The organism is Cellulosimicrobium sp. BMG9.22 (assembly GCF_059159975.1).
In genome coordinates this window covers 77,125-94,460 of record NZ_JBZGBY010000013.1, presented here as the reverse complement: position 1 = coordinate 94,460, position 17,336 = coordinate 77,125, and the positions used below count along the sequence as shown (strand labels likewise).

Here is a 17,336-nt window from a genome sequence, read left to right as displayed (position 1 = left end):
CCGAGGTCAGCGGTGCAGGGCCTTGCGCGCGAGCCAGTTGCCGAGCAGCTGGGCCACCTGGACGATCGCGATCATGATGAGCACCGTGACGATCACGACACCCCAGTTGTAGCGCTGGTACCCGAACCGGAGCGCGAAGTCTCCCAGGCCGCCGCCGCCGATCAGCCCGGCGATCGCGGACATGTCGAGCACGGCGATGAACAGGAACGTGTACCCGAGGATGAGCGGCGCGAGGGCCTCGGGGACGAGCACGGTCGTGATGATCCGCCACGACGACGCCCCCATCGCCCGCGCCGCCTCGATGACGCCCTGGTCGATGCCCACGAGGTTCTGCTCGACGATGCGGCTCGTGCCGAACGCCGTCATGACCGACAGCGGGAAGATGAACGCCTCGGTGCCGAGCGTCGTCCCGACGACCTGGAGCGTCACGGGCCCGAGGAGCGTGACGAAGATGATGAACGGGATGGGCCGCACGACGTTGACGAGCACGTTGAGGACGCCGAAGACCCAGCGGTTCTCCATCAGGTTGCCCCGACGGGTCACGTAGAGCGCGATGCCGAGCGCGAGCCCGGCGAGCCCGCCCGTCAGCAGCGCGACGGACACCATCTGCAGCGTCTGGCCGAACGACTCGACCAGCGTGGGCCAGAGGAGCTCCCAGTCGCCGTTCATCAGCTGCCTCCGAGGTTGCCGTGGCGGAAGAGGGTCTCGCGAGCGGTGCCGTACGGGTCGCCGAGGTCGTCGCCCACGGCGGGGCCGTCGTCGTCCACGGCCTGGCCGGCGCCGAGGCGCGCGACGCGCGGGTCCTCCAGCGGGTGCTCCGCCGTGCCGAGGTCCACGACGTCGGCGCGCTCGGCCAGCGCCGCCAGGAACGACGCGACGCGATCCTCCGGGGCGCCGAGCTCGACGGTGAGCGACCCGAACGGCCGCTCCCCCACCTCGGAGATACCGCCGTAGACGACGGACCCGTCGACGTCGTGCTCGCGCAGCAGGCGGAACAGGTCGGTGCCCGTGCTCGCGCCCTCACGCACACCGACCGTGACGAGGCGGCCCGGGTGCCGCTCGCGCAGGCGCGCGAGCGTCTCGCGCGACGGGCGGTCGTGCAGCGCGGTACCGACGAACCGTTGCGCGGCGTCGGCGCTCGGGGCGGAGAAGACGTCGTACACGTCGCCCGTCTCGACGACCCGCCCGTGCTCCATCACCGCGACGCGGTGGCACGTCGAGCGCACAACCTCCATCTCGTGCGTGATGACGACGATCGTCAGGCCGAGCTCGGCGTTGACGCGGCGCAGGAGCGCGAGCACCTCGCGCGTCGTCTCGGGGTCGAGCGCAGAGGTCGCCTCGTCGGCCAGGAGGATCGTGGGCTGCGCCGCGAGCGCGCGGGCGATGCCCACGCGCTGCTTCTGGCCCCCCGAGAGCTGGCGCGGGTACGCCTTCGCCTTGTCCGAGAGCCCGACGAAGTCCAGCAGCTCGGCGACGCGGGCCGCGCGCTTCTCGCGCGGCCAGCCGGCGACCTTGAGCGGGTAGGCGACGTTCCCCGCCACGCTCCGCGACGACAGCAGGTTGAACTGCTGGAACACCATGCCGATGCGCGAGCGCACCTCGCGCACGCGCCGTTCCGGCAGGCCGGTGATCACCTGGCCGTCGACGACGACCTCGCCGCTCGTCACCGTCTCGAGCGCGTTGACGAGGCGCACGAGGGTCGACTTTCCGGCTCCCGAGTAGCCGATGACCCCGAAGATCTCGCCGCGGCGGATGCTCAGGGACACGTCGTCGACGGCGCGCACGGCGCCGTCGCCCTCGCCGAACGTCTTGCTCACGTGGCGCAGCTCGATCGCGGGCTGCTCGTCACCGCCCGGGGTTCGGGGGCCGTCGGTCACGGTCTGTTCCTCTCGTCGGAGGGAGCGTCCTCCGTGGTGCGGTGATCGTGGTGCTGCGTTCGTGGCGCTGCTGCCCGAGTCCTCGTTCATGCCCTCCGCCATCGTCCCCTCAGGGACAGGCAGGCGCGCGCGGGCGGGCACGACGGCGCGTGCCCGCCCACGTGCGGAGCGTCGGGAGGACGAGCTCCGGGGGCCGGTCAGGAACCGGCGCGGATGTCGTCCTCGAGCCCGGCGAGGATCTCCTGGAGCTCGGCGGGAGTGTTCTCCTTGATGACGGCGGTGCCGCCGGACGCCTTGTCCTCAGCTGCGACGACCTCGTCCGAGTGGGAGATCTCCGCGAGCTTGAGGAGGTCCGGGTCGTCGGCGTCCTCGGCGCGCGCGACCCACACGTTGATGTAGGGCTTCGCCGCGTCGGAGTCCGGGTCGTCCTCGAAGAGGGCGTCCTCGGGCTTCAGGCCGGCGTCCTCCACGTAGTCGTTGTTGATGATCGACGCGTCGACCGACTGGAGCTGGATCGGCGTCTGCTCCGCCGAGACGGGCGTGACGGTGACCTTCGAGCTCGGCAGCACGTCGAGCTCGGTCGAGAGCGCGCTCCCGCCGTCCTTCAGCTCGACCAGGCCCGCCTCCTGGAGCACGAGGAGCGCACGGGCCAGGTTCGTCGGGTCGTTCGGGACGGCAACCTGCCCGCCGTCGGGGATGTCCTCGAGCGAGGTGTGCTTGCTCGAGTAGAGGCCCAGCGGGTAGACGGCGGTCGCGCCGATCGGGGTGAGGTCCTCGCCCGCGTCGACGTTGTAGCCCGCGAGGAACTGCAGGTGCTGGAACTGGTTCACGTCGAGCTCGCCCTGGGTCACCGCCGGGTTGGCCTGCGTGTAGTCCTGGAGGTCGACGATCTCGATGTCGAGGCCCTCGGCCTCGGCCTGCTCCTGGAAGACGGCCCACTTGTCGTCGGACGCGCCGACGACGCCGATGCGGATCGGGCCCTCGTCGTCGCCGCCTGCGGCGCCGTCGGAGCTGCCACCGCCGCACGCGGTGAGGGTAAGTGCCGCCGTCGCGGCGATCGCGGTCCAGGTCAGTCGCTGGCGGGTGGTGGACGACATGGGGGTTCCTTCCGGGTGGCGGAGGTCGCCGCGCACGGGTGGCGCGAGCGGCGGAGCCGGGTGCAGGGGAGGCCCTGCGGGGGTGGGTGATCGGGGTGCTTCCGGCGGGCCATCAGCCACGCGGCGAGCGGGGGGCCGGTCGTCGGGACGACGCGGCGGGTGCGGCGCAGGTCTCCCTGCGGGTCACGACGGCGTCAGCGGCCGCACATTCGACCGGTGCGCTCGCCGCGACAGCACGGCATGCCGGCGCAGCGTGCTGCGCAGGGAGCCGTGGAGGCGACGTGGTGCCGGGTCATGCCGCCATCATGGGCACGCCGAGCGCGTCGGCGCCAATCCCGACGCCGAATCGTCCACGATGCGGACGCAGATCTGCTCGCATCGCAGGATTCGCCGTGAACAAGCCGGGCACAACGGGCGGCGGACGGCCCCCGACGTGCCCTCGACGGGTTCCGCCGGGAGATCTGCGCCACACCGCCGACGGCGCGCGCGGACGCAAAGGACCCCTCGCGCACCCACCAGAGCTCACCTACCCTTGCTGCCTTCCGGCCCTGGGGGAGTTCGGCGAGATGATGCCGCACGAGGGGTCTGGTCCAACCCTAGCCCAGGACCGGGCCGTCCCCGAAACCCGGGCCGGGTGGACGCCGTCGGGGGCACGATTCGGTCAGGGCACCGTGGTCCGGTATCCTCGTTGCGCTACCCCGGTCCATGATCACGACCGGAGTACACCAGGAGGATTCGCCTAGTGGCCTATGGCGCACGCTTGGAAAGCGTGTTGGGTTAAAAGCCCTCGGGGGTTCGAATCCCCCATCCTCCGCAGTACCGAGACGGCCCCTGACCTGCACAAACACCGGTCAGGGGCCGTTGTCGTACCCGGCCGCCGACGACATGCCCACAACCGCCAGCGACCGCGCGCGATCCATGGCGACCGCAACGCCGTCAGATCGTCGTCGAAGAGGCTCCCTCAGACGTCGAGCATCCTGGCCGGGGACGCGTGCGCTGGCCTGCTCGACCGCGGCCGCACGCCGCGTTCTCCCCGCACTCGCCCACCCGTCACGTGACATCAGACCTTGGGCGGTCGCGCGACTACACCGGGCGCCGATAGCCGATGCTTCGCGACGGACCGTCGGACACTTGAGCGGCGCGAGGCTTCGGTGGGACGGGTAGCGAGACCGGCCCGCTGAGCTGGTCCGCAGTCAACGTGACCTCGTGCGGGACGGGGGATCCCTCCGTGGCGAACGCATGATGAACTTGTGCCCGCTCAGCGGACCCAGCGAGATGCCGTCCGGCACTTGACGATTGACGGTAGGTGCTTCTCGATGTGAACGCCCGTGGCTTCGTTCGTACCGACGCTCCGAAGGACCCGTGCGTCGCCGTCGTAGTAGTCGAGTTCGAACGCGACATCGGGTGTCCCGGCCGGCAGAGCGCCCGTCGCTTCATCGAATCGAGCCGCTCCTCAGAAAGCGCCTGGGCCCATTCTCACTAAGAGATGCAGCAGGGCCGAACGCGGCGGCGATGTCCGCACGGACTCTCGAGACGTCTCGAGTGCGCCACGTCGGCCTTGGAACTGCCTCACATCGGCCCGGGTCCGCGAGGATCACACCTCCTGGAGCGCTCCCGACCTGACGTCACTCACACCGTCGGGCGAAGCCGTGAAGCTGAGGAAGCCCTTGACGCTCGGACGGATCTGGCGCAGCAGCTCGACGACGTCGGAGTGGATGTGAAACTCAGTGCACAGGCGCGTGTACGGGATATCCGCGTCAAGGCGAAGCACCTCGATACCGACCGCGACACGATTCTCGTCCATGTCGATCGCCACCGAGTCGGTGACATCGACGGTCTCGACGACCACCTCGTCCGACAGCGAGATGTAGGCAGCGTCGGCGGCGGTATCAACTTCGACCGTGATGCTGGGCCTGGTCATCGGCCCCTCCCTTCCATGCGGTCGACTTGATGATCCAATCGTCAGCCTTCGACGGTGGCCAGACCACCCAGACCTTCAAGGTGCCGTGCTCAGATCGCTTGTGGAAACCCTGCTTCCCTGAGGGACGTCGTCGTACGTCAGGTCCGGGTCGAGAAAAGTAGCACGCACCTGATCCTCGCTGACCCTGCGCTGAGCCATTCGCTGCCGCACGTGGCGCGTGAACCGAAACTGCACGTCACAGCACCGAGACGTCAAACTTGAGAGTTCGGGCGCGCTGTCCGTCCACGGTCAGCTCGACCACGTGGAGGCCCTCGCTGGTGAACGTCAGCATCGCCTGCGCAGCGAACAGAACACCCTTCTTCCCGTCGTACGGTTCAGCATCAGGTGCGTCCACCGGTCCCTCGAACTGTATTGTCCACTGCGCATCCGGCGCCGAGATCGCGATCTCCAGATCGAAGCTGCTCTCACTCGCAGGAATACGCACTCGACCCGCGATCGCTACCGCGCGACTGTTGGGCAGCCCAGGAACTCGGAGGTGCGTAAAGCTCGCGCCTACGGCGGTGAGCCGTCCGCCCTCCACCGCGGCGTAGTCCGCCAGATACGCGTAGTCGAGTGTCGCCATGGGCGGAGCGTACTGTCGCCGACCCAGACGAGAGCGTTGGCTCGCCATGGCGGCACGGACGGTGAGCCCACGCCTCCTGTCACTTGGCCGAGGCGACGTCCCCGCGCTCTCAGCCTCCGGCCGTCGAGGTCGGCGACTGACCAATCGGCACCGAAAAGGCCCGTCGCACGGGTGCGACGGGCCTCTCGGACGTCCCGACGGTCCGACGCGCCGGGACGTGGCGCCGGCGGTGCCGCCGACGGCTACCCCCAGCCTACGGGTCCCAGAGCCGCAGCGGCAGGGGTCGACCACCGCGAGACGCACCGCCCGGCGCGATCCGGATCACACCCGGTGCGGCGCGCGCGGTCACACGACCCGGCACGGGGCGCCGTCGAGCGTCACGAGCTGCGGCGCGCCACCCGGTGCGCCGGAACCGACGAACCCGAACGTCACCGCGCCGCCGGCCGGCACGCGCGCGTTCCACGACAGGTTGCCGGCCGTGACGGTCGCCCCGTCGAGGCTCGCGTCGGCGCCCCACACGTTCGTGAACCGCTGGTCGCCGTCGAAGGTCCAGCGCAGCGACCAGCCGTCGATCGGCTCCGGGCCGTCGTTGCGCAGCCACACCTGGGTGATGAAGCCGCTGCCCTTCTTGCCCTGCCACGTCCCGTGGACGGTGTACCCGACCTCGCACGTCGGGCGGGTGACGGGCGGCTCCGCGAGCGCGAGGAGCTCGGCCGCCTGCTCGACGAACCACTCGCCCGCGGCCGGGTCCTCGATGCCGCGCGCGGGGTCGAGCGGGCCGCCGGTCCCGCGGTAGCACTTGCCGTCGGACTCGCCGGGGACCTTGATCCACAGGTAGGCGTCGACGAACGGGTCCCCGGTGTCGGTCGTGGGCCGCTCCCCCAGGCCGCGGTCGGGCGGGTTGCACCACACCTCGGGGTCGGGGAACGCGCCGGGGGGCGCGGTCCACGGACCCTGACCGTTGCGGCTCGTGTCGATGACGACGTGCTTCTGCGCCGCGGGGTCGCGCACGACGCCCGTGTCGGCGTACGCCTGCGCGTACGCGGCGTCGGTCAGACCCCACGTGGAAAAGTCGTCGGGGCTCGCCGGGTAGTACTGGCTCGCGCAGTACGACGGCTCCCACCAGCTGTTCACGGAGAGGTTCAGGCAGTCGCTGATCCACGTCCCGTACTTCACGAGACGCTCGGTCTCGACGTAGTTCGACGCGTTGACGAACACGCCGTCGGCGCGCTCGACGCCCGCCTTGATGAGGCGGTCCGTGATGTCTCCGACGCCCAGCCAGCCGCTGTGCGTGCCGTCGAGGTAGACGGACGTCCCGGGTAGGGCCGTGAGCGCGTCGACGGCGTGGTTGAGCTGCTCGAACCGGTCCGCGGCGGCGGTCGCCGGGTCGAGCTCCGCCGGCTGGCACCACTCCGGGTTGCCGTTGATGTCGGTGTACCAGGGGATGATCCCGAGGGCGTCCGGCTCGAGGATGACGATCGCCGGGTCGTCGCCGATGCCCTCGGCCACGGCGTCCACCCACGCGGTGTACGCGGCGGTGTCGGCCGCGCCGCCCGCGGAGTACTGGGCGCAGTCGCGGAAGGGCAGGTTGTACACGACGACGGTCGGCACCGACCCGTCCGCGGCGGCGGCCTGCACGACGCGCGCGACGTCGTCGCGCACCTCGTCGGGGGTGCCCTCGGTGAACCACGACGCGGACGGGAACGACCCGAGGAGCTGCGCGTCGGCGCGCGCCTGGTCGGTGAGCGAGGCCGCAGCCTCGAGCGTCGTGGAGAACGGATCGACGAACAGTCGCGTCCCGGGCTCGACGACGTCGCTCGCCGCCTCGGGCGGAGCGGTGGACGGGGAGGCGGCCGCGCCGGCGAGGGCCGGGGCGGCGAACAGGGTGGCGGCCAGCAGGGCGTGCCCGGCTGCGGCGGACAGAGCGGTACGACGTCTCACGTGGATCTCCTTCGATCGGCACGGCGAGCGGCGATGTGGGAGCGCTTCCACATCTCGCTTCCTCCTACTCAACCGCTCGCGGGGTCGCCGGTCAAGGGCGCGCGAGCGGGAGAGCGCTCACCCTTCGCACGGGCACCGACCAGCGAGGGGTAGACACCGATTGAACGCATGTTTAGCATGTTGAACATGCGTTCAGAGCACGCTGCACCAGCTCGCCCCGGCCGCCCCGCGGCGTCGGGCAGCGACGACCTCACGACCCGAGCCCGCATCCGCGACGCGGCGATCGACCGCTTCGCGCGCGACGGCTTCGGGGCGTCGCTGCGCACGATCGCGGGGGACGCCGGGGTGAGCGCGGGGCTCGTCCTGCACCACTTCGGCTCCAAGGACGGGTTGCGCGAGGCGTGCGACGAGCACGTGCTCGAGACCGTGCGCTCGACGAAGCGGGACGTGATGACCGACGTCGAGGGTGCGACGCCGATGGCCGCGTGGTTCGCGCAGGTCGAGGAGTACGCGCCCACCGTCGGCTACGCCCTGCGCAGCCTGCAGGCCGGCGGGCCGCTCGCGCGCGCGTTCGTCGACCACATGACGGCCGACGCCGCGGCCTACCTCCGTGAGGCCGTCGCCGCCGGGACGCTGCGCCCGAGCCGCGACGAGGAGGCACGCGCCCGCTATCTCGTGCGCGCCTCGATGGGCGCCCTGCTGCTCTCGCTCACGCTCGACCCGCCGAGCGGCCCCGACGACCTCGCAGCGGCGACGCGCCGCTACGTGGACTCGGTCGCGCTGCCGTCCCTCGAGCTGTACACCGAGGGGCTCCTGACCAGCCGTCGGATGCTCGACGAGTACCTCCTCTACGTGGGCGACCCGCCGGGAGAGGCCGGCGCGGCGACCTCCTGACGCCGCCGGACCCCTCCCCCGCCCCCACGACCAGAGAAGAGAGCACGATGACCACCAGCTCCGCCCGGACCGACGCGCCCGCCGTCGAGATCCGCGACCTCCACAAGTCCTTCGGCGCCGTCCACGCGCTCGACGGCCTCGACCTCACCGTCCGCACCGGCGAGGTCGCGGGCTTCCTCGGGCCCAACGGCGCGGGCAAGTCCACGACCATCCGCGTCCTGCTCGGGCTGCTGCGCGCCGACTCCGGGACCGTCCGGCTGCTCGGCGGCGACCCGTGGCGCGACGCCGTCGCGCTGCACCGCCGGCTCGCCTACGTGCCCGGGGACGTCAACCTCTGGCCCAACCTCACGGGCGGCGAGGCGATCGACCTGCTCACGCGGCTGCGCGGGAGCGTCGACCCCGCGCGCCGGAGGCTGCTGCTCGAGCGGTTCGAGCTCGACCCGACGAAGAAGGCGCGCACCTACTCCAAGGGCAACCGGCAGAAGGTCGCGCTCGTCGCCGCGCTCGCGTCCGACGTCGAGCTGCTCGTCCTCGACGAGCCCACCTCCGGGCTCGACCCGCTCATGGAGGCCGTCTTCACCGAGTGCGTCCGCGAGGTCGTGGCCGAGGGGCGGTCCGTGCTGCTGTCGAGCCACATCCTCGCCGAGGTCGAGAAGCTCTGCGACACCGTGACGATCATCCGCGCGGGCAAGGCCGTGCAGTCCGGCACCCTGCAGGAGATGCGGCACCTCACGCGCTCGTCGGTGACCGTGGTCACCGAGCAGGACCCGACCGCCCTCGGGGACCTTCCGGGCGTGCACGACGTCATGGTCGAGCGCACCGACGACGGCCCGCGGGCCCGGTTCGACGTCGACAACGACCAGATGTCGGGGCTCGTCACGGCGCTCGGCGGGTACGGCGTGCGGTCGCTGCAGGTCGCACCCCCCTCCCTCGAGGAGCTGTTCATGCGCCACTATGGCGACGAGCTCGCCCGGCTCGACACGGCAGGTGCGCTGTGAGCACCACGACCCTCGCCCCCCGCACCGCCCCGGCGCACCGCGACGACGAGCGCGGCTCCACGCTCGTCGGCACCGGCACGCTCCTGCGGTTCGCGCTGCGCCGCGACCGCGTGCGGACGGCAGTCTGGGCGCTCTCCATCGCGCTCCTGTTCCTCTACGCGGCGACGGCGCTCGACGCGATCTACCCGACCGCGGCCGACCGGCAGGTGCGAGCCCAGCTCGTGTCGAGCCCGGCGGCGATCATGATGTCGGGGCCCGGCTACGGGATAGAGGACTACACGCTCGGGGCGATGGTCGCGAACGAGTTCACGCTGTGGGCGATGCTCGCCGTGGCGATCATGAACATCATGCTCGTCGTGCGGCACACGCGCGCCGAGGAGGAGACCGGACGGTCCGAGCTCGTGCGCGCGGGCGTCGTCGGGCGGCACGCGCCCGCGACCGCGGCGTTCCTGCTCGCGGTCGTGACGAACGCGCTCGTGGCCGTGCTCAGCGGGCTCGTGCTCGTGGCCGCCGGGCTGGACGCCATGGACTCGTTCGCGCTCGGCATCGCCGTCGCGGTGACGGGCCTGGTCTTCGCCGCCGTCGCCGTCGTCACGAGCCAGCTCACCGAGCACGGGCGCACGGCGTCCGGCCTCGGACTCGCCGTCCTCGGCGCCGCGTTCCTGCTCCGCGCGGTCGGGGACGTCCAGGAGCCGCACGGGAGCTGGGTCTCGTGGCTGTCGCCGATCGGCTGGGCGCAGCAGATCCGCGCGTTCGTCGACCTGCGCTGGTGGCCGCTCGGGCTCTCGCTCGTGCTCGTGGTGCTCCTGCTCCTCGCCGGCTCGGCGCTGGCCGCCCGGCGCGACGTCGGCGCCGGGCTGTTCCCGCCGCGCGCCGGGCGCCCCGAGGCCCTGCCGTCGCTGCGCAGCCCGTTCGCGCTCGCGTGGCGCCAGCAGCGCGGCTCGGTCGTCGCGTGGGGCGCGGGCATCGCCGTCATGGCCTACGCGTCGGGGACGTTCGTCGACTCGGTGAGCGAGACGATGGACGAGCTCGCCGCGACCAACCCCGCGATGCTCGAGCTGTTCGGCGAGGACGACATGGTCAACGGATTCGTCGCCGTGATGAGCGTCTTCATGGCGCTCGCGGTCGGCGGGTTCGCCGTCGCGTCGGCGCTGCGGGCGCGCGCCGAGGAGACCGCGGGCCGCGCGGAGCCCCTGCTCGCGACGGCGACGAGCCGGACCCGCTGGTTCGGTGCACAGCTGGCCGTGACCGCGCTCGGGTCGCTCGCGCTCCTCGTCGTCTCGGGCGTCGCGCTCGGGCTGGGCGCGCTGAGCGTCGGGGCGACCGAGCCGTCGGTCGGCGAGTTCGTGCTCGCCTCGGTGGTCTACCTGCCGGCCGTGCTCGCGCTCGTCGGCCTCGTGTGGCTCCTGCTCGGCTGGCGCCCGGGGCTCGCGGGGCTCGGGTGGGTGCTGCTCGTGTGGGCGTTCGTGGTGGGCATCTTCGGGGGACTGCTCGACGACGTCCCCGACGCCGTCAAGGGCGTCTCGCCCTTCTGGCACGTGCCGCAGCTTCCTGCCGCGGAGGTCGACGGCGCGGCGCTCGGCCTGCTCGCGCTCGTCGCCGTCGTGCTGCTCGCCCTGGGGTTCCTGGGCTTCCGACGGCGGGACGTGTCCTCGACCTGACCGGCCACCTGACCGTCGTGCGGCCCGTCCTCGTGAAGGTGGGCCGCACGACGTAGGTGGACCCAGCCCGATGTTAGTGACTAACATTGGGCTATGGAGATCTCGACGACCACCGCAGGCACGGCCCGGCGGGAGCGGACCCGTGCCGCGCTCGTCGCGTGCGCGCTCGACCTCTTCGAGCGCCAGGGCTACGACGCGACGTCCGCCGCGGAGGTCGCGCGCGCCGCGGGCGTCACGGAGATGACGTTCTTCCGGCACTTTCCCGCCAAGGAGCGCGTGCTCCTCGACGACCCGTACGACCCGGTGCTGGTGGAGGCGGTCGCCGCGCAACCCCGCGCGGCCACCCCGCTCGTCCGCGCGGTCCGCGGCCTGCGGGCCGCGTGGCAGGACATCCCCGCCGAGGCCGTCGACGTCGTCCGGCGACGCACGCGGGTGGTCGCCCGGACACCGTCGCTGCGCGGCGCCGTCTGGCACAACAACCTGCGCACGGAGGACGCCGTCGTCGCCGCGCTCGCCGCGGACGGCGCCGACCCGCTCGAGGCCCGCGCCGCCGTCGGGGCGACGCTCGCGGCGCTCACCGCCGCACTGCTGCACTGGGCGGACACCGACGCGAGCGTCCCGCCGGGCGTCGGTCCCGACGCGGGCGACCGCGACCTCGCGACCGTCCTCGGCCGGGCGCTCGACGTGCTCGACCCGCCCGGCCCGCGGTCCGACGAACCGCCGGCCGGGACGTCGTCGGTGGACGAGCTCCGGTCCGTTCACCCCGTAGAGCGGGACCGGCGCCGTGGGTGACCCGACGCGCTCGCCCGCGCCGGCCGTCCGCGCGGTGGCCCTCGCCCGGTCCTTCGGCGACGTCGCGGCCGTCCGGGGCGTGGACCTCGAGGTCCGCGCGGGCGAGGTGCACGCCCTCGTCGGGCTCAACGGCGCGGGCAAGTCCACGCTCATGCGGCTGCTCGTCGGGCTGCTCCGGCCGGACGCGGGCGCCGTCGAGCTGTGGGGGACTCCGGCCTGGGGTGCGCCGGCGCCGGTCCGTGCCCGGGTCGGCTTCGCGAGCGGCGCCCACGCGTACGGCGATCTCACCGTCCGCGAGAACCTGCGCACCGCGGCCCGCCTCCACGGGTGCCGACCGGCCGAGGCGCGCCGGCGCGCCGACGATCTCCTCGCCGCCCTCGCGCTGGACCGGTGGGCGGGCCGCCGTGCCCGCACCCTGTCCGACGGCAACCGGCAGCGCCTCGCGCTCGCGTCCGCTCTCGTGCACGACGCCGACCTGCTCGTGCTGGACGAGCCCACCACCGCGCTCGACCCCGCCGGCGTCATCGAGGTGCGCGAGAACGTCCGGCGCCGCGCCGCCGAGGGAGCCGCGGTGCTCGTCTCCAGCCACCACCTCGACGAGGTCGCGCGCGTCGCCACGACGATCACCGTCGTCCACGACGGCCGTGTCGTCGGCACGCTGCCGCCCGACGGCGCCGACCTGGAGCGCCAGTTCTTCCGCATCGTGCACGAGGCGGCGACGGCGGGGGTCACCCGATGAGCGCGGTCGTCGAGGCCGAGCTGCTGAAGCTCGCGCGGTCGACCGTCGCACGGGTCGCCACGGCGGTCCTCGTGCTCGTGGTCCCGCTCCTCTCCGTCGGCTTCGCCGCGGCGGCGGCGCAGGGCGGGGACAGCACCCTCGCGCAGAAGGTGCGGCCGATGGTCCAGGGATCGGGCTGGGACGCCGTGACGTCGACGACCGGTCAGGTCCTCACCGTCGCCGTGCTCCTCGCCGCGGGCTTCGTCGTGAGCTGGACGTTCGGGCGCGAGATCACCGAGGGCACCGTCGAGCCGCTGCTCGTGAGCCGCCCGTCCCGGGCACAGGTCGTCTCGGCCAAGTTGCTCGTCGTCACGGCGTGGGCCGTCACCGCGAGCGCCGCGAGCGTCGTCGTCGCGCTGGTGCTGGGGCTGGTCCTCGCTCCCGGTGGCGGGTCCCCGTGGCCGGGAGCGGCGCGGGCGCTCGTCGGCGGGGTGCTCGCAGCGCTGCTGGCTGTGCCCTTCGGCCTCGTGGCGACCTGGGGCCGGGACGCCCTCGCGGGCGTCGGCGGGGTGCTGGGGATCGTCGTCGTGACCCAGGTCGTCACCGTCGTCGGCGTCGGCGCCTGGTTCCCGTGGGCGGCGCCCGGGCTGTGGCTCGGGATGGGCGGCGCCGACGTCGTCGTGACCGGGTGGCAGCTCGCGACGGCGCCGGCCGTCGCGGCCGTCGCCTGGGCCGCCACGGTCGGGTGGTGGCGGCGCGCCGAGATCACCGGGCGGTGACGGGCGAGGTCACGTCTCGAAGCGGTAGCCCATGCCGGGGGTCGTGAGGAGGTGGCGCGGCGTCGCCGGGTCGTCCTCGAGCTTGCGCCGCAGTTGCGCGACGTACACGCGCAGGTAGTGGGTGTCCCGCGTCGCCGTGGGACCCCACACCTCGCGCAGCATCTGCTCGCGGCTCACGACCCGGCCGCGGTACCGGACGAGCAGCTCGAGCAGCGCCCACTCCGTCGGGGTGAGGCGCACGACCTCGCCGTCCCGGCTCACCTCGCGGCGCGCGAGGTCGACCCGCAGGTCACCCGCCTCGACGACGGGCTCGTCGGCGCCGGGCTCGTGCGCGGCGCGGCGCACGGCGGCGCGCAGGCGGGCCATGAGCTCGGGCATCGCGAACGGCTTCGTCACGTAGTCGTCCGCGCCCGCGTCGAGGGCGTCGACCTTGTCGTCGCCGAGCTGGCGCGCCGACAGGACGATGACCGGGACGCGGCTCCACCCCCGGATCGCGGTGAGCACCTCCAGCCCGCCGACGTCGGGCAGCCCGAGGTCGAGCAGCACGACGTCGGGGTGCGCGGACGCGGCGGCGTCGATCCCCTCCCGGCCGGTGGCCGCCGTCGTGACGTCCCACCCGTGCACGCGGAGCGTGATCGCCATGGCGCGCAGGAGCCCCGGGTCGTCGTCGACGACGAGCACGCGGTTGCCCTCCACCTCGCGGTCCGGGCTCATCGCGACTCCTCCTCCGCCGGTGCGCGCCCGGGCTCCTCTCGATCCGACGTCGTGCTCGCCGCCGGGACCGTGACCACCATCGTCAGCCCTCCGCCCGGGGTGTCCTCGGGGACGAGGGTCGCGCCGACGGCGCGCGCGAACCCCTGCGCGACCGCGAGCCCCAGCCCGACCCCGCCGCCGCTCTCGTCGCCGAGCCGCTGGAACGGCTCGAACATCAGCGCCTTCGCGTCGTCGTCGAGGCCGGGCCCGCGGTCGACGACGCGCAGCTCGACGCCGTCGCGCGTCGCCGCGGCTGCGACGCGCACGTCGTGCGGCGAGAAGCGCACGGCGTTCGCCACGACGTTCGCCACGACGCGCTCGAGCAGGCCCGGGTCGGTCCGGACGAGCGGGAGGTCGTCGGCGACCGCGAGGTCGACGTGGTCGAGCACCGGCTCGACGGCGAACGGCACGACCTCGTCGAGCGAGACCACGCGCAGGTTCGGCACGACCGCGCCCGTCTGGAGTCGCGAGAGGTCGAGCAGGTTGTCGATGAGCTGCTCGAGCCGGCCGGTCGACGCCGCGACCGTCTCGACGAGCGCCGCCTCGTCCTCGGCGTCGAGCGCGACGTCGGGTGAGCGCAGCCCGTCGACGGCCGTTCGGATGGCGGCGAGCGGCGTCCGCAGGTCGTGCGAGACGGCCGCGAGCAGCGCCGTCCGCGTCGCGTCCGCCTCGGCGAGCACGGCGGCGCGCGCCGCCTGCTCGCGCAGGCGCCGGTACTCGAGCACGATGCCTGCCTGGGCGCCGAACGCGTCGAGCACCTGGCGGTCCCCCGCCGCGAGCGGGCGCCCGTCGAGCACGAGGCGGCGGTCGTCGTCGACCCGGACGAGGGTGCACGCCTCCGGGGGCTCGTCGCTCTCGCCCGGTCGCCCGGTCTCGGCGACGACCGACCAGCCGCCGGCCGCTGCGCCGCTCCCCGTGCGGCGCCGCTCCTCGAGCGCGACGTGGCGCAGCGAGAACGTCTCGGCCAGGCGCGACACGACGGCGGCCGCGGTGTCCTCGCCCGAGAGCACGGAGCGTGACAGCGCGGCGAGCGTCGAGGCCTCGGCGCGCGCCCGTGCGGCCTGGACGGAACGGCGCGCGGAGAGGTCCACGACGGACGCGACCGCCGCTGCGACCAGGACGAACAGCAGCAGCGCGAGCAGGTTCTCCGGGTCGGCCACGGTGAGCCTGCCGGTGGGCGGGGTGAAGAACCAGTTGATGCAGACGAACGACACGACGGCGCACGCGAGCGCGGGCCACATGCCGCCCACGAGGGCGACGCCCACCGTCAGCGCGAGGAACAGGAGCATCTGCGTCGGCAGCCCGACGAGCTCGCCCGAGACGGCGAACAACGCGGTGAGCAGCGCCGGCGCGACGACCGCGACCACCCAGCCCGCGATGCGCCGTCGGGCCGACAGCGGGCTGATCGCGCGGCGCGAGACGCGCCCGGCACGGGCCCGCTCGTGCGTCACGAGGTGGACGTCGAGCGTCCCGGCGAGGCGGGCGATCTCGGCGCTCGTGGACCCGAGCAGCGCCTCGCGCCAGCGCGAGTGCCGGGACACGCCGACGACGACCATCGTCGCGTTGACGCCGTGCGCGAAGTCGACGACGGCGGTCGGGACGTCCTCGCCGACGACCGTGTGGAACGTCCCGCCGAGCGACTCGGCGAGCGCGCGGTCGGCCGCGAGCGCCGCCGGCGACGCCGTGGGCAGGCCGTCGGTCGCGAGGACGTGGACCGCGAGGAGCTCCGACCCGGCGGCCCGCTCGGCGATGCGCGCGCCCCGTCGCAGCAGGGTCGCCGCCTCCGGCCCGCCGGTGACCGCGACGACGACGCGCTCGCGCACCGGCCACGTGCCGGAGATCGCGTGCTCCGAGCGGTAGCGCGTGAGGGCGTCGTCGACGCGGTCGGCGAGCCACAGGAGCGCGAGCTCGCGCAGCGCGGTGAGGTTGCCCTCGCGGAAGTACGACGAGAGGGACGCGTCGACCTGCTCGGCCCGGTACACGTTGCCGTGCGCGAGGCGGCGCCGCAGCGCCTGGGGCGACAGGTCGACGAGCTGGATCTGGTCGGCCTCGCGCACGACGTGGTCGGGCACGGTCTCGCGCTGCCGCACGCCCGTGACCGCCTCGACGTCCTCGGTGAGCGACTCGAGATGCTGGACGTTGACCGTCGTGACGACGTCGATCCCGGCGTCGAGCAGGTCGTGGACGTCCTGCCAGCGCTTGGGGTGGCGCGAGCCAGGCGCGTTCGTGTGCGCGAGCTCGTCGACGAGCGCGACGTCGGGGCGTCGTGCGAGGACCGCGACGACGTCCAGCTCGGTGAGCTCGACCCCGCGGTGCCCGACGACGCGGCGCGGCACCACCTCGAGGTCCCCGATCTTGGCGGCCGTCGCGGCGCGGCCGTGCGTCTCGACGAGGCCCACGACGACGTCCGTCCCGCGGGACCGGCGCCTCTGGGCCTCGTCGAGCATCGCGTAGGTCTTGCCGACGCCCGGCGCGGCGCCGAGGTAGACCGTGAGCCTCCCCCGGCGCCGCGCCTCGTCCGCACTCATGTGCGCAGTCCATCACGCCGCACGTCAGGACGCGTCCGTCGGCGCCAGCCGCTCGAGCGCGAGGTTGAGCGCGAGGACGTTCACGCGCTCGTCGCCGAGCACCCCGAGCACCCGCCCGGCCGCCTGCTCGTCGACCAGGGCACGCACGGCGTCCGGGTCGAGACCGCGCGCGGCCGCGACCCGCTCGACCTGCTGGTCGGCGTAGGCGGGCGAGACGTGCGGGTCGAGACCGGAGGCCGACGCCGTGAGCGCGTCGGCCGGGACGTCGGCCGGGTCCACGCCGTCCTCGGCGGCCACCGCCGCGCGGCGCTCCTCGATCGCGGCGACGAGGTCGGGGTTGTTCGGGCCGAGGTTCGAGCCGGCCGACGCGAGCGTGTCGTACCCCTCGCCCGCGGCCGACGGCCGACCGTGGAACCACTCCGGCGCCGTCCCCGGCTCGCCGAACGCCTGGCCGACGATCGACGACCCGACCACGGGTGCGCCGTCGGCCCCCGCGTCCGTGACGGACTGCGCGTGCGTGCCGTCGGCGCGGACGAGCGAGCCGTTCGCCTGCCACGCGAACGCCGCCTGGCCCACGCCCGCGACCGCGAGGGGGTACAGGCCCCCGAGCAGGACCGTCATCAGGAGCAGGACGCGAAGCCCCGCCCAGGACTGCCGGACGAAGGAGACGGTGCCGCCGGCGGCCGACGGGCGCGGCCCGCGCGCTGAGGAGGTGGAGGTGGTGTCGTGCACTGGAGTTCCTTTCGGCACCCGGC

General features: G+C 73.5%; 16 protein-coding genes, 1 tRNA gene and 1 other RNA gene. 7 read left to right on the top strand and 11 right to left on the bottom strand.

Going from position 1 to position 17,336, the window contains the following annotated elements:
• Positions 1-6 precede the first annotated feature (6 nt).
• From AC4H2H_RS10955 to ffs, 4 genes are all read right to left on the bottom strand, one after another.
• Positions 7-669: a methionine ABC transporter permease gene (locus AC4H2H_RS10955; RefSeq protein WP_494370836.1), complete on the bottom strand. Its 663-nt coding sequence runs from the start codon at positions 667-669 to the stop codon at positions 7-9.
• Complete coding sequence (locus AC4H2H_RS10950) at positions 669-1,877, bottom strand: methionine ABC transporter ATP-binding protein (RefSeq protein ID WP_494370835.1); 1,209 nt, start codon at positions 1,875-1,877, stop codon at positions 669-671. The genes AC4H2H_RS10955 and AC4H2H_RS10950 overlap by 1 nt, the downstream gene beginning before the upstream one ends.
• 197 nt (positions 1,878-2,074) lie before the next feature.
• Entirely contained in the window at positions 2,075-2,974 is a 900-nt protein-coding gene (locus AC4H2H_RS10945; protein ID WP_494370834.1) for a MetQ/NlpA family ABC transporter substrate-binding protein, read from the bottom strand.
• A gap of 492 nt (positions 2,975-3,466) precedes the next feature.
• An RNA gene (gene ffs / locus AC4H2H_RS10940) (signal recognition particle sRNA small type) lies at positions 3,467-3,563 on the bottom strand.
• A 139-nt stretch (positions 3,564-3,702) separates the two neighbouring features.
• Between ffs and AC4H2H_RS10935 the strand changes: the two genes are divergently transcribed.
• Positions 3,703-3,788 (top strand) — tRNA-Ser (locus AC4H2H_RS10935).
• Between the two features lie 780 nt (positions 3,789-4,568).
• On the opposite strand, the gene AC4H2H_RS10930 is transcribed toward AC4H2H_RS10935, so the two are convergent.
• The 4 genes from AC4H2H_RS10930 to AC4H2H_RS10915 all read right to left on the bottom strand — a co-directional run bounded on the left by AC4H2H_RS10930 (position 4,569) and on the right by AC4H2H_RS10915 (position 7,458).
• Positions 4,569-4,895, bottom strand: a complete 327-nt coding sequence (locus tag AC4H2H_RS10930; RefSeq protein ID WP_494370833.1) for a DUF2283 domain-containing protein — start codon at positions 4,893-4,895, stop codon at positions 4,569-4,571.
• Positions 4,896-4,970: 75 nt separating this feature from the next.
• A complete protein-coding gene (locus AC4H2H_RS10925) occupies positions 4,971-5,105 on the bottom strand; it encodes a hypothetical protein (RefSeq protein ID WP_494370855.1) in 135 nt (44 codons plus the stop codon).
• A 25-nt stretch (positions 5,106-5,130) separates the two neighbouring features.
• Positions 5,131-5,517, bottom strand: coding sequence for a DUF6941 family protein (locus tag AC4H2H_RS10920; RefSeq protein WP_494370832.1), 387 nt, complete (start codon positions 5,515-5,517; stop codon positions 5,131-5,133).
• A gap of 345 nt (positions 5,518-5,862) precedes the next feature.
• Positions 5,863-7,458 (bottom strand): glycoside hydrolase family 6 protein, encoded by a 1,596-nt coding sequence (locus AC4H2H_RS10915; RefSeq protein WP_494370831.1) that lies wholly within the window; start codon positions 7,456-7,458, stop codon positions 5,863-5,865.
• 186 nt (positions 7,459-7,644) lie between these two features.
• Between AC4H2H_RS10915 and AC4H2H_RS10910 the strand changes: the two genes are divergently transcribed.
• From AC4H2H_RS10910 to AC4H2H_RS10885, 6 genes are all read left to right on the top strand, one after another.
• The gene (locus AC4H2H_RS10910) at positions 7,645-8,352 is read left to right on the top strand and encodes a TetR/AcrR family transcriptional regulator (RefSeq protein WP_494370830.1); all 708 of its coding nucleotides are present in this window, start codon (positions 7,645-7,647) and stop codon (positions 8,350-8,352) included.
• 47 nt (positions 8,353-8,399) lie between these two features.
• Positions 8,400-9,350, top strand: coding sequence for an ABC transporter ATP-binding protein (locus AC4H2H_RS10905; RefSeq protein WP_494370829.1), 951 nt, complete (start codon positions 8,400-8,402; stop codon positions 9,348-9,350).
• Positions 9,347-11,011 (top strand): ABC transporter permease, encoded by a 1,665-nt coding sequence (locus AC4H2H_RS10900; protein WP_494370828.1) that lies wholly within the window; start codon positions 9,347-9,349, stop codon positions 11,009-11,011. The genes AC4H2H_RS10905 and AC4H2H_RS10900 overlap by 4 nt, the downstream gene beginning before the upstream one ends.
• Before the next feature lie 93 nt (positions 11,012-11,104).
• On the top strand, positions 11,105-11,803 hold the full coding sequence (locus AC4H2H_RS10895) for a TetR/AcrR family transcriptional regulator (protein ID WP_494370827.1): 699 nt from the start codon (positions 11,105-11,107) through the stop codon (positions 11,801-11,803).
• On the top strand, positions 11,796-12,542 hold the full coding sequence (locus AC4H2H_RS10890; protein ID WP_494370826.1) for an ABC transporter ATP-binding protein: 747 nt from the start codon (positions 11,796-11,798) through the stop codon (positions 12,540-12,542). The genes AC4H2H_RS10895 and AC4H2H_RS10890 overlap by 8 nt, the downstream gene beginning before the upstream one ends.
• Positions 12,539-13,300 (top strand): ABC transporter permease, encoded by a 762-nt coding sequence (locus tag AC4H2H_RS10885; RefSeq protein WP_494370825.1) that lies wholly within the window; start codon positions 12,539-12,541, stop codon positions 13,298-13,300. Before AC4H2H_RS10890 ends, AC4H2H_RS10885 begins: the two co-directional genes overlap by 4 nt.
• A gap of 9 nt (positions 13,301-13,309) precedes the next feature.
• Here the strand turns inward: AC4H2H_RS10885 and AC4H2H_RS10880 are convergent, their stop codons facing one another.
• From AC4H2H_RS10880 to kdpC, 3 genes are read right to left on the bottom strand one after another with little or no spacing between them, the layout of a single operon-like run.
• Positions 13,310-14,014 carry a response regulator gene (locus tag AC4H2H_RS10880; RefSeq protein WP_494370824.1) on the bottom strand — a complete coding sequence of 235 codons (705 nt, stop codon included), beginning with the start codon at positions 14,012-14,014 and terminating at the stop codon, positions 13,310-13,312.
• Positions 14,011-16,581 carry a sensor histidine kinase gene (locus AC4H2H_RS10875; protein ID WP_494370823.1) on the bottom strand — a complete coding sequence of 857 codons (2,571 nt, stop codon included), beginning with the start codon at positions 16,579-16,581 and terminating at the stop codon, positions 14,011-14,013. The genes AC4H2H_RS10880 and AC4H2H_RS10875 overlap by 4 nt, the downstream gene beginning before the upstream one ends.
• Before the next feature lie 24 nt (positions 16,582-16,605).
• Complete coding sequence (kdpC, locus tag AC4H2H_RS10870; RefSeq protein ID WP_494370822.1) at positions 16,606-17,313, bottom strand: potassium-transporting ATPase subunit KdpC; 708 nt, start codon at positions 17,311-17,313, stop codon at positions 16,606-16,608.
• Between the last annotated feature and the right edge of the window lie 23 nt (positions 17,314-17,336).

Coding starts and splice junctions, on each gene's coding strand:
- AC4H2H_RS10885 (WP_494370825.1), top strand. CDS start 12,539: ATGAGCGCGGTCGTCGAGGCCGAGCTGCTGAAGCTCGCGCGGTCGACC.
- AC4H2H_RS10880 (WP_494370824.1), bottom strand. CDS start 14,014: ATGAGCCCGGACCGCGAGGTGGAGGGCAACCGCGTGCTCGTCGTCGAC.
- AC4H2H_RS10945 (WP_494370834.1), bottom strand. CDS start 2,974: ATGTCGTCCACCACCCGCCAGCGACTGACCTGGACCGCGATCGCCGCG.
- AC4H2H_RS10955 (WP_494370836.1), bottom strand. CDS start 669: ATGAACGGCGACTGGGAGCTCCTCTGGCCCACGCTGGTCGAGTCGTTC.
- AC4H2H_RS10875 (WP_494370823.1), bottom strand. CDS start 16,581: ATGAGTGCGGACGAGGCGCGGCGCCGGGGGAGGCTCACGGTCTACCTC.
- AC4H2H_RS10930 (WP_494370833.1), bottom strand. CDS start 4,895: ATGACCAGGCCCAGCATCACGGTCGAAGTTGATACCGCCGCCGACGCT.
- AC4H2H_RS10895 (WP_494370827.1), top strand. CDS start 11,105: ATGGAGATCTCGACGACCACCGCAGGCACGGCCCGGCGGGAGCGGACC.
- AC4H2H_RS10920 (WP_494370832.1), bottom strand. CDS start 5,517: ATGGCGACACTCGACTACGCGTATCTGGCGGACTACGCCGCGGTGGAG.
- AC4H2H_RS10910 (WP_494370830.1), top strand. CDS start 7,645: ATGCGTTCAGAGCACGCTGCACCAGCTCGCCCCGGCCGCCCCGCGGCG.
- AC4H2H_RS10905 (WP_494370829.1), top strand. CDS start 8,400: ATGACCACCAGCTCCGCCCGGACCGACGCGCCCGCCGTCGAGATCCGC.